Raw genomic sequence first — 11,698 nt, 5'->3', positions numbered from 1 at the left:
TTAGCTCGTAAGCCGCCGCGCGGCCATCCGGGGTGCAACCGATGTCCCCGCATCCGATTTCTGTCTGATCCTGTTCACCTGTCTCATCACCATCATCATCTCGATCGCAGACTTCGCCGCCTCGCCGCCACGGTTGAATTGCCTCGGGTCCGCGCGCTCCACTGCCTGCGCAACTGTCTCGGTGGTCAACACACCGAAAATGATCGGAATATCGGTGTCCAAAGCCGCTTGACCGATGCCTCGGCTGACCTCAGCACAGATATACTCAAAATGTGGGGTGTCGCCACGAATGACCGCCCCCAGGCAAATCACCGCATCAAACCGACCGGACTTGGCCATGGCGCGCGCGACAAGTGGAATTTCGAATGCCCCCGGTACCCGCACGACATGAAGGCTCTCCTTACGGACACCATAGGCACTCAGCGTATCGACGCAGGCATTCAGTAATTTGTTCGTGACCTGTTGGTTGAACTTCGCCGCGACAATGCCGATTCGAAATCCCACCGCGGAGCGTCCCATCCTTCTGTACTTCATCTTTCAACTGCCGCCCTGTCTGAAATTCCTGACATCGGACTTGAGCTGAAACAGCACATCAAACTTTCTTGAGAAGATGGCCCAATTTCGCCTTCTTCGTCCGAAGATACCGGACATTCGCCGCGCGCGGGGGAATTTCAATCGGAACACGTTCGACGACTTTGAGGCCATATCCTTCGATCCCGACGATCTTCCGCGGGTTATTCGTCATCACTCTGATCGCATGCAGCCCCAAATCCACAAGGATTTGCGCACCTACACCGTACGTTCGCAGGTCAGGCTTAAAACCCAACTTCAGATTTGCCTCGACCGTATCACTACCTTTATCTTGAAGCCCATAGGCCTTGATCTTGTTCAGCAATCCAATCCCGCGCCCCTCCTGTTTATTCAAATAGAGCAGCACCCCGCGTCCCTCTTTTTGAATCATCTCCATTGCTTTATGGAGTTGATCTCGGCAATCACATCGTAGCGATCCCAGCACTTCAGCCGTTAGGCATCCCGAATGCACACGCACCAGAGTTGGTTCTCCATCGTCTACTCGCCCTTTCACCAACGCGATATGCGTGACGTTGTCTATCAGGTTCTCGAATGCCACTGCTTCGAACTCGCCGAACATTGTCGGTAAATGGGCGCTCGCCGCCCTCTTCACAAAAGTTTCGCGCTGCATACGGTATTCGATGAGAGATTTAATCGTAACCATCTTCAGTTTATGGTGCTTCGCAAACTTGGTGAGTTCCGGCACGCGAGCCATTGTGCCGTCCTCATTCATGATTTCGCAGATGACGCCAGCTGGCGTAAGCCCAGCCAACCTCGCGAGATCGACGGACCCTTCAGTCTGACCAGCCCGCTTCAATACACCACCAACTTGCGACTTCAGGGGAAAAACATGTCCAGGTCTGGCCAAATCGGCCGGTGTGCTCGTAGGGTCGATGGCCACATGAATGGTCGTGGCTCGGTCCGCAGCAGAGATCCCTGTCGTAATGCCTCTACGGGCATCAATCGAGACGGTAAAGGCAGTCCCAAAGGTCGCGGTGTTTTCCGCTGCCTGTGGAGGCAATTGCAGTTGTTCCACTCGGTCGGGCGTTAGCGTCAGACAAATCAGACCTCGTGCGTGCCTGGCCATGAAGTTGATCACGTGCGGAGTGACTTTCTCCGCGGCGATGACTAAGTCACCCTCATTTTCCCGATCCTCATCGTCCACCAAGATAATGCACTTTCCTTTCTTGATGTCGCGAATCGCATTTTCGATGCTATCGAACGGAGTGGCCATGTCTAAGTCCTATCGGTCACGGTACGACAATTTACCATTAAACATCGAAGATTTAGCAACTAGGAGGGTGCCACATAACCTCGTTTCTGTCCCAACTGTCAATCAAAAAATGGGCCGCCCCCTGAGTCCTATTCGGATAAAGAGGTTTCCATGCCGACAATTTCCGATCATACAGTTGAGAGAAGCCCCTGCCTTTAGTCATCTCCACGTCCGCAGAGTTCACAGTGAAGGGGTCTGATATGGTGCTTGGGTCCGCTTTCAGCATTGTTGCGACCTAGCAGTCTGGTGTAGTCTGCCGTCTGTATGTCCATCCTCGACGAGACAGACCTACAGCTGGAGGAGCCCGAAGACGGCGAACCCTCTCAAGCGGACCCACATGAGTTTCCTATCAGCGCCGAGCTGAGTCCTGCTCCTGAGCAGGAGCCAGTCCCTCGATCGGACACGACTGCGGTAGTGCCGTTCACAGCCCTACAGCAATACCTCGCCGAAGTCCGCCGATACCCCTATCTGTCAAAGGAGGAAGAGCTTCAGCTTTTTCAGGAGTACCAGACGCATGGCAGTCGCGAGGCGGCAGTTAAACTCATCATGGCCAACCTGCGTGTGTCGGTCTCGATTGCAGCCGAGTATCTCCACACCGGTGCCGACCACATGGATCTGATTCAAGAAGGGAACGTCGGCTTGATGCAAGCCATCAAGAAATTCGACCCCTCGAAAAACGTGCGCTTCTATGCCTATGCAGCCTGGTGGTCCAGGGCCTATATCCTCCGTTACCTCTTACACACCTTTCGGCTCGTCAAGGTCGGGACGACTCAGGATCAGCGGAAGCTATTCTATAACTTAAAAAAGGAAAAGGCCAAGCTCGAGCGGGAGGGCTTCGCTCCTGACACCAAATTGCTCGCGGATCGTCTGAACGTGCGCGAGCGAGACGTGATCGAAATGGATCAGCGCCTTGGCAACTGGGAGTTGTCGCTGGACCAGCCTATCGGCGAAGACCAGGACAGCACACTACTTGATGTCTTGCCGTCCCACCACGAACCGGCGGACGAACAGATCGCCGACCATCAGCTCAAGACCCTCTTCAGGGCAAAGCTCGCCGAGTTCATCAAGACACTGGAAGAACGAGATGAAGATATTCTGCGAAATCGCATACTGTCCGACTCCCCGCTGACCCTCGATGATTTGGGCGACAAATACGGCATCACGAAGGAGCGAACCCGGCAATTAGAAGCCCGCATCATCAAACGCCTCCGTGATTATCTTAAAAAAGACATCAAAGATTTTGACCGATTGCGGGCGTGATAGCCCTACTCATCCCGCTCCAGTCGCGCAAATGCGCAAAGAATACTTACTTCTCAATAGGTTAGGACGAACAAGATCTCGCAGCGACGAGAAAGTGGACATGACAAAAAATCCCTTGAGTCCCCTCTTGACTTAGGTGAACGAAGGCCTATCTCCACACAAGTTACAGGCTGCCGGGACTGCAAGCGAGTTCCGCCCAATTTTCAGCCATCAACACCTAACGAGTTAACTTTCATCAGGAGGAGGTTCTGCTATGGGTACAGCTGAGAAGGAAAAGAAGAATGTGGCCAAGGGCTTCCAACCCTTGGGCGAACGGGTGTTTGTCACATACACCGAGGAATTGGATCGGACTGCCGGGGGCATTTATGTGCCGGATTCAGCGAAAGAAAAGCCTCAACGGGGCGTGGTTCAGGCAGTCGGAAAGAAAGTGGAGAACGTCAAGGTCGGTGATCATGTGCTGTTCGACAAGTATTCGGGCAGCAAGCTTCGGATTGAGGACGAGGAGTGCCTGATCCTCAAGGAGGAAGACATCCTCGGGGTCTTCACGAGCTAGGTTCATGTCGCAAGCAACCCAGGAAACCATACAAAAACGATAACCGGAGGAATCCAATGGCAAAGCAACTCATGTACGGCGATACAGCACGAGCGGCCATCCTGAAAGGGGTGAACCAGCTCGCGGACGCCGTGACGGCGACACTCGGGCCGAAGGGTCGGAACGCACGTCTGGAGAAGAAATTCGGCGCACCGACCATCACCAAGGACGGCGTGACGGTAGCTAAGGAAATCGAGCTGAAAAACCCATACGAAAACATGGGTGCCCAGCTGGTCCGCGAAGTGGCCAGCAAGACCAGTGACACGGCGGGCGATGGGACGACCACTGCAACCGTGTTGGCCCAAGCAATCTTTCGTGAAGGTGCGAAGAACATCACTGCCGGGGCCAACCCGATGGAGATCAAGCGAGGGATCGACAAGGCCGTCGAGGCCATCACCGCCGAACTCAAGAAGCTCAGCAAGCCGTGCCAAAGCAAGACCGAAATCTCTCAAGTGGGCACCATTTCAGCCAACAACGACAAGACCATTGGGGACCTCATCGCAGAGGCTATGGAAAAGGTCGGCAAGGACGGCGTCATCACCGTGGAAGCCAAGTCGATGACCACCTCGCTGGACGTGGTCGAGGGCATGCAGTTCGATCGCGGCTACATCTCCTTATTTCGTCACCAATGCGGAGCGGATGGAATGTTCCGTGGAAGAGCCGCTCATCCTGATCAACGAAAAGAAAATCAGCAGCATGAAGGACCTGCTCCCGCTGCTCGAGCAGGTGGCCAAGATGGGCAAACCGCTCGTCATCCTGGCTGAAGAAGTCGAAGGCGAAGCGCTGGCCACTCTCGTCGTGAACAAGCTGCGCGGCACGTTGAACGTTGCGGCGGTGAAGGCGCCTGGCTTCGGCGATCGTCGCAAGGCCATGCTGGAGGATATCGCAATCCTCACCGGCGGCCAGGTGATTTCGGAAGACATCGGCATCAAGCTCGAGAACGTCAAGCTGACCGATCTCGGCCGCGCCAAGCGCGTGACGATCGATAAGGACAACACGACGATCGTGGAAGGTTACGGCGATTCCAAAAAGATCGAAGGGCGTGTGAAGCAGATCAAGGCCCAGATCGATGAAACCACATCCGACTACGATCGCGAGAAACTGCAAGAACGCTTGGCAAAGATCGTGGGCGGTGTGGCCGTCATCAATGTCGGCGCCGCAACCGAGACGGAGATGAAGGAGAAAAAGGCTCGGGTCGAGGACGCGCTGCATGCCACCAAGGCGGCAGTGGAAGAGGGGATCGTCCCAGGAGGCGGCGTGGCCTATCTCCGCTGCGTGAAGGGGCTCGATGGACTCAAGGATGTCCCACTGGAGCAGAAAGTCGGCCTCGATATCGTCCGGCGCGCGCTCGAGGAGCCGATCCGACAGATCGCCGCGAATGCCGGGGCTGAGGCATCGGTCATCGTCGGCAAGGTTCGGGAAGAGAAGAACGTCAATGGCGGGTACAACGCCGCCACGGACGAATATGTCGACATGATCAAGTCCGGCATCATCGATCCGACCAAGGTGTCGCGGACGGCGCTACAAAACGCCGCCAGTGTGGCGGGTTTGATGCTCACCACGGAGGTCATGATCACCGAACTCCCCGAGGAGAAGAAAGAACCGGCTATGCCGGGTGGCGGCCACAGCCACGGCATGGAGGGGATGTACTAAATACGTAGGGAGCTAATGGCGTATAGCTGCTAGCTCGGAGTAAAACAGGAGGGCTCGGTGGGAAACCATCGGGCCCTTCGTGTTTCCAGATCGATCATACCCCGGCATCACCGCCACTACACGCACCACAGGATCACATCTTCCATAGCCGATAGGTACGGGCTGGACCGATCATGATCATTTGAGAAGTGGCCTGCTTTCCGCTGCTCTGGAGAAGATTCGCAAGAAGCTCCGTCGCATTCGATCGAGATAGAGATAGACGACCGGCGTCGTATAGAGGGTGAGCAACTGGCTGACGAACAGACCACCGACGATGGCGATCCCGAGTGGCCGCCGTAACTCCGATCCCTCACCCATTCCTATGGCCAATGGCAAGGCGCCGAACAAGGCCGCCATCGTCGTCATCATAATCGGCCTGAAACGCAGCAGGCAGGCTCGGTAGATCGCCTCCTCCGGCCGTGCGCCGTCCTTCCTCTCGACCTGCAAGGCGAAATCGATCATCATAATGGCGTTTTTTTTCACGATGCCGATGAGCAGAATGATGCCGATGAGCGCAATCATGCTCAATTCCGTCTTGAACAGGAGCAGGGCGAGCAAGGCACCGACGCCGGCGGACGGAAGCGTGGAGAGGATCGTCAGCGGATGGATATAGCTCTCGTACAGAATGCCCAGCACGATGTAGACCGTCAGAAGCGCGGCAAGAATCAGCAAGGGTTGATTCTCGACGGATGACTGAAACGCTCTGGCTGCTCCCTGAAAACTGCCTTGGATACCGCCCGGCAGTCCAATCTCCCGCATCGACTTCTCGATGGCCTCCACCGCTTCGCCCAGCGACACGCCGGGAGGCATGTTGAACGACAGCGTCACGCCGGGAAATTGCCCCTGATGGTTGACGAGCAACAGCGTGTTCGTGGGTTCAAACCGCGTCACCGCGCTCAGCGGCACCTGTTCCCCTGTCTGAGACCGCACATAGATCTCCTGAAGCGTGGAAGGGTTCTGCCAGTATTGCGGTGCCACTTCCATCACGACGTGATACTGGTTCAACGCCGTATACAAGATGGAAACCTGACGCTGGCCGAATGCATCGTACAAGGTGTCATCGATGAGCTGAGGGCTGAGCCCGAGTCGAGAAGCGGTGCTCCGATCAAACACGACCAGCGATTGCAGCCCCTTGTCTTGCTGATCGCTGTTGACATCCACAATTTCGCTGAGCGTTCGAAGACGGCGCTCTACTCTGGGCGCCCATGTGTTCAGCTCGGCTAGGTCCACGCTCTGAAGGGTATATTGGTATTGCGCGCTGCTTGCCCGACCCCCGATGCGCAGATCCTGAATCGCCTGCAGCACCGTTGGGGCGCCCGGCACCTGGGCCAGCTTGGGACGCAACCGCGCGATAACATGGTCCACGCTGATCTGCCGCTCCTGAAGCGGTTTCAGCGTAATGTACATCCGGCCTGAATTCGTGCCACCACCCCCGCCGCTGAATCCGGTTACCGTTTCCACTGCCGGGTCGCTCTTGATGATATCCACAACTTCGGTAAGCTTCTCACGCATGGCTTGGAACGAAATGTCTTGTGCCGCCTGAATGAACCCGAACATGCGACCGGTGTCCTGTTGAGGAAAAAACCCTTTAGGAACGACCGTGTAGAGATACAGGCTCAAGACCATCGTGGCTAGCGTAAACACGAGCATTCCGCGAGGATGGCGGAGAACCCAGGAGAGACTCCGGGCGTATCCGGCGAGCATCCCTTCAAAAAACCGCCCGCTCAGGCGGTACCACCACCCATGAGATTGTCCCTGGTCTGACCTCAGCACCCTGGCACACATCATGGGCGTGGTAGTGAGCGACAGGACGAGCGAAACGAGAATCGCCACTGCGAGTGTGACGGCAAATTCTCGGAACAGCCGACCCATCATCCCCCCCATGAAGAGGATGGGGACAAAGACGGCGACCAACGACAACGTCATCGACAGGACCGTAAACGTAATCTCCCGCGCGCCACGCAGAGCTGCCTCCATGGGAGCCAGGCCCCGCTCACGATATCGGCTGATGTTTTCTAGGACAACGATCGCGTCGTCCACCACAAATCCGGTCGCGATCGTGAGCGCCATCAGTGAGAGGTTGTCAAGACTGTATCCCAGGAGGTACATCACCCCGAACGTGCTGATCAGCGAGACAGGGACCGCCACACAGGGAATGAGCGTCGCGCGGACGTCCCGGAGAAACAAGAACACCACCAGGATCACGAGGAATACGGAGATCGCCAGCGTCCGTTCAACGTCATGTAGGGAAGCGCGGATGGCCGGCGTGCGGTCGCCCATGACCGAGAGCGTCATCGTCCCTGGAATCGACGCTTCCAGCCGCGGAAGCATGGCCTTGATCCGGTCGACGGTTTCGATGATATTCGCTCCCGGCTGTCGGTTGATAATGATGAGCACTGCCGGTATGCCGTTCGCCACACCCATGGTTCGTAGATCCTCGACCGAGTGCTCCACGGTCGCGATGTCCGAGAGTCGTACGACGCTGCCTTCGCGGTAACTCACGATCAACGGCAGATAATCTTCTGCCTCGTAGAGCTGGTCATTGGTCCGGATTTCCCAGGTTCGTTTCCCATCGGAAAGCTGACCTTTCGGGCGATTCACGTTCGTTTCGCTCAACATCCGACGGACCTCGCCCAGTCCGATCCCGTACTTGTGGAGCGCCGTCGGGTTGAGTTCGACGCGCACTGCGGGAAGCGAGCCCCCTCCCACATAGGCCTGACCCACACCGTCGATCTGCGACAGTTTCTGCTGAATGATACTGGAAGCGACATCGTACATCCGACCACGGCTCGCGATCTCTGAGGTCAAGGACAGGATCAGAATCGGCGCATCAGCCGGATTGACCTTGTAATACGCAGGCCGACTCGGGAGGTTGGCCGGCAGATCGCTGCGCGCCGCCATGATCGCTGCCTGAACATCGCGCGCAGCCCCGTCGATATCGCGACTCAGTTCGAACTGTAGAGTGATGTTCGAAGAACCGAGCATGCTGGTGGAGGTCATCTCCGTCACGCCGGCGATACGCGTGAACTGGCGTTCAAGCGGTGCCGCGACCGAAGTCGCCATGGTTTCCGGACTCGCGCCGGGCAGCCTGGCCAAAACGCTGATCGTTGGAAACTCCACTTGCGGCAGGGCGGCGACAGGAAGGAACCGGAACGCCACGATGCCGAGGAGGGTCACGCCGACGGTCAGCAAGATTGTGGCCACCGGGCGCCGGATGAATGGCGCGGAAATATTCATAGCGTGTCGGGAGGCACCGCTTCCGTCCTGAGTGTCGATGACCGCCGCAAACGGAGACGGCTCGCTAGGCGGTCGAATGCGAGATAGACGACCGGCGTTGTGTACAGCGTCAGCGCCTGACTCAGTACGAGCCCGCCGATGATGACGATTCCGAGCGGATGCCGCAGTTCTGACCCGACTCCGGGACCGATGGCCAGCGGTAGCGCTCCGAGCAGAGCGGCCATCGTCGTCATCATGATCGGCCGAAAACGTAACAGGCAAGCCTCGTAGATCGCCTCTACCGGCGGTTTTCCTTCTTTGCGTTCCGCATCGAGCGCAAAGTCGATCATCATGATCGCGTTCTTCTTCACGATCCCGATCAAGAGAATGATCCCGATCAGCGCGATCACGCTGAATTCGGTTTGGAAGAGCATCAGCGCCAAGAGTGCGCCGACTCCCGCCGATGGCAGCGTGGACAGGATCGTAAGCGGGTGAATGTAACTCTCATACAGAATCCCGAGCACAATCTCGACGGTGATGAGCGCCGCGAGAATCAGCCACGTTTCGTTCGCCAACGATGATTGGAACGCCTGGGCGGTGCTCGAAAACTCCCCCGAATGCTGGTCGGAAGTCCGATCGCTTGCGTTGCTCGTTCGATCGCTGTCACGGCCTCACCGAGGGAAGTTCCCGCCGTCAGATTGAATGACAGGGTGACGGCGGGAAACTGCCCTGACGGCTGATCGCCAGCGGGGTCGTCGTTTCGGAAAACTGGTAAACACGTTCAACGGAACCTGACCTCCGGTCCACGATCGAATGTCGAGAAACTGGAGGGCCTGCGGCCCGTTCTGGAATTCCGGCATGACTTCGAGCACAACGCGATACTGGTTCAGCTGGGTGAACATGGTGGACACCTGTCGTTGCCCGAACGCGTCATAGAGCGTATCGACGATCAGTTGAGGCGTGATGCTAAGCCGCGAGGCGGTACTGCGATCGATGATCAAGAGGGACGCGAGCCCCTTGTCCTGTTGGTCGCCGCCCACGTCGCGCAGTTCGGGCAAGGCCTGCAGCGCCTCGACCAGCGTGGAGCCCATCGATTCAATTCCACCGGATCCGCGTCTTCCAACGTATACTGATACTGGGTGCGGCTGACCGATCCTCGACGGTCAAATCCTGCATCGGCTGAAGGAACAGGGTGATGCCGTCCACTTTCGCCACATGATCTTGCAGCCGAAAAATCACGTCTTGCACGCCGACCCGGCGTTCGGCTACGGGTTTCGTAGGTTGATCTGGATCCGTCCGCTGTTGAGCGTCGTGCTGATCCCATCCACGCCGATGAAGGAAGACAGGCTGGCCACGGCCGGATCGGCGAGGATGGCGCGAGCCAGCGCTTGCTGGCGTTCGGCCATGGCAGCGAACGAAATCGACTGAGCCGCTTCGGAAATGCCCAGGATCGCCCTGTATCCTGCACAGGAAGAAGCCCTGGAACGACGATGTACAGTACGATCGTAACCAGGAGCATCCCGACCGCCACGTTAGCGTGGCGAGCTGATGGTTCAGTACCCAGCGGAGCGTCCTCCCATAGGCTTCGATGGTGCGGTCGAACACCCGCTGCGTCCGGCGGTAGAAGGCTCCTTGTTCCGCCACACGGCGGTGGCGCAGCAGCCGAGCGCACATCATCGGTGTCACCGTGAGTAGAGACGACGGCCGAAATCAGGATCGTGATACTCAGCGTGACGGCAAATTCCTAAATAAGCGCCCAACCACGTCCCCCATGAAGAGAAGCGGGATCAGCACCGCGATGAGCGAGATGGACAGCGACAGAATCGTGAACGCGATCTGCTCAGATCCTTTGAGCGCGGCCTGAAACGGGGACTCGCCCGCTCAATGTATCGCGAGATGTTTTCGATCATGACGATTGCGTCGTCAACGACGAAACCGGTCGAAATCGTGAGCGCCATCAAGGTCAGGTTGTTGAGGCTGAACCCCATCAGGTACATCGCGCCGAAGGTGCCCACGAGCGACAATGGAACCGCCACGGTGGGAATGGCCGTAGCCGACAGGGTGCGAAGAAACAGAAAATGACCATGATCACGAGGACAACGGCGAGCATCAGTTCGAACTGCACGTCGCGAACGGATGCACGGATAGAGGTGGTCCGGTCAGTCAGCATCGTCACTTGCACGGAGGACGGCAACGCGCTCTGGAGTTGCGGCAGAATCTTCTTGATGCGATCCGCCACTTCAATGACATTGGCTCCCGGTTGCCGTTGGATATTGACAAGAACGGCCGGTGTCTCATCCATCCAGGCCGCCTGCCTGACGTTTTCCACGTCGTCGACGACGTCGGCGACGTCGGATAAGTGGACGGGCGCCCCCTTGCGGTAGGCGACGATCAGTGGGCGGTACTCGCGGCTCGACAGCAACTGATCGGTCGCGTTGATGATGGAGGCTCTCCGCGGCCCGTGGAACGAGCCTTTGGCCTGATTGACGTTAGCAGCGGCCACGGTCATGCGCAGATCCTCCAGCGTCAATCCGTAGGCCGACAGGGCCCGGGGATTCGCCCTGATACGCACGGCCGGCCGTTGGCCACCGCTGATGCTGACGAGTCCCACGCCGGAGAGCTGGGAGATTTTCTGGGCAAGCCTGGTTTCGGTCAGGTCCTCGACCTGAGTCAACGGCAAGGTACTGGACGTCAGGGCCAACGTCAGGATCGGCGCATCGGCCGGATTGACCTTGTTATAGATCGGCGGGTTCGGAAGATCACGCGGGAGGAACGTGGAGGCGGCATTGATCGCAGCCTGTAGCTGTTGCTCGGCCACATCCAAGCTCAGATCGAGACTAAATTGCAGCGTCACCACTGAGCAGCCGCTCGAACTCGTTGAGGTCATCTGACTCAGGCCAGGCATCTGCCCGAACTGTCGCTCAAGCGGCGCGGTCACGGACGATGCCATGACGTCAGGACTGGCTCCGGGATAAAAGGTCGAGACCTGTATCGTAGGGTAATCAATTTGGGGAAGGGCCGAGACCGACAACTGCCGATAGGCCAGCGCTCCGGTCAGCAGAATGGCGACCATCGATAAGGCGGTCGCCACAGGC

5 protein-coding genes and 3 pseudogenes are annotated in these 11,698 nt (G+C 57.6%); 3 read left to right on the top strand and 5 right to left on the bottom strand.

Annotation, left to right across the window (positions count from 1 at the left end):
• Positions 1–519 carry a 6,7-dimethyl-8-ribityllumazine synthase gene (gene ribH, locus P0119_17685; protein MDF0667877.1) on the bottom strand — a complete coding sequence of 173 codons (519 nt, stop codon included), beginning with the start codon at positions 517–519 and terminating at the stop codon, positions 1–3.
• A 73-nt stretch (positions 520–592) separates the two neighbouring features.
• A complete protein-coding gene (locus P0119_17680) occupies positions 593–1,804 on the bottom strand; it encodes a bifunctional 3,4-dihydroxy-2-butanone-4-phosphate synthase/GTP cyclohydrolase II (protein ID MDF0667876.1) in 1,212 nt (403 codons plus the stop codon).
• Between the two features lie 303 nt (positions 1,805–2,107).
• Between P0119_17680 and P0119_17675 the strand changes: the two genes are divergently transcribed.
• The 3 genes and pseudogenes from P0119_17675 (at position 2,108) to groL (ending at position 5,348) form a co-directional block, all read left to right on the top strand.
• Positions 2,108–3,103 (top strand): RNA polymerase factor sigma-32, encoded by a 996-nt coding sequence (locus P0119_17675; protein ID MDF0667875.1) that lies wholly within the window; start codon positions 2,108–2,110, stop codon positions 3,101–3,103.
• A 253-nt stretch (positions 3,104–3,356) separates the two neighbouring features.
• Entirely contained in the window at positions 3,357–3,656 is a 300-nt protein-coding gene (locus P0119_17670) for a co-chaperone GroES (protein MDF0667874.1), read from the top strand.
• 56 nt (positions 3,657–3,712) lie between these two features.
• A pseudogene (gene groL, locus P0119_17665) lies at positions 3,713–5,348 on the top strand (chaperonin GroEL).
• Between the two features lie 177 nt (positions 5,349–5,525).
• Here the strand turns inward: groL and P0119_17660 are convergent.
• The 3 genes and pseudogenes from P0119_17660 to P0119_17650 form a co-directional block, all read right to left on the bottom strand.
• The gene (locus tag P0119_17660; GenBank protein ID MDF0667873.1) at positions 5,526–8,624 is read right to left on the bottom strand and encodes a multidrug efflux RND transporter permease subunit; all 3,099 of its coding nucleotides are present in this window, start codon (positions 8,622–8,624) and stop codon (positions 5,526–5,528) included.
• Positions 8,621–9,694, bottom strand: a pseudogene (locus tag P0119_17655) (efflux RND transporter permease subunit). The gene P0119_17660 and the pseudogene P0119_17655 overlap by 4 nt, the downstream one beginning before the upstream one ends.
• Positions 9,695–9,698: 4 nt before the next feature.
• Positions 9,699–11,676, bottom strand: a pseudogene (locus tag P0119_17650) (efflux RND transporter permease subunit).
• Between the last annotated feature and the right edge of the window lie 22 nt (positions 11,677–11,698).

The organism is Nitrospira sp. (assembly GCA_029194665.1).
GTDB lineage: Bacteria > Nitrospirota > Nitrospiria > Nitrospirales > Nitrospiraceae > Nitrospira_D.
This window is presented reverse-complemented; position numbering and strand designations above follow the sequence as displayed.

Bases quoted from the DNA above. Each gene is read 5' to 3' on its own strand.
- ribH (MDF0667877.1), bottom strand. From the start codon at position 519: ATGGGACGCTCCGCGGTGGGATTTCGAATCGGCATTGTCGCGGCGAAG.
- P0119_17680 (MDF0667876.1), bottom strand. From the start codon at position 1,804: ATGGCCACTCCGTTCGATAGCATCGAAAATGCGATTCGCGACATCAAG.
- P0119_17675 (MDF0667875.1), top strand. From the start codon at position 2,108: ATGTCCATCCTCGACGAGACAGACCTACAGCTGGAGGAGCCCGAAGAC.
- P0119_17670 (MDF0667874.1), top strand. From the start codon at position 3,357: ATGGGTACAGCTGAGAAGGAAAAGAAGAATGTGGCCAAGGGCTTCCAA.
- P0119_17660 (MDF0667873.1), bottom strand. From the start codon at position 8,624: ATGAATATTTCCGCGCCATTCATCCGGCGCCCGGTGGCCACAATCTTG.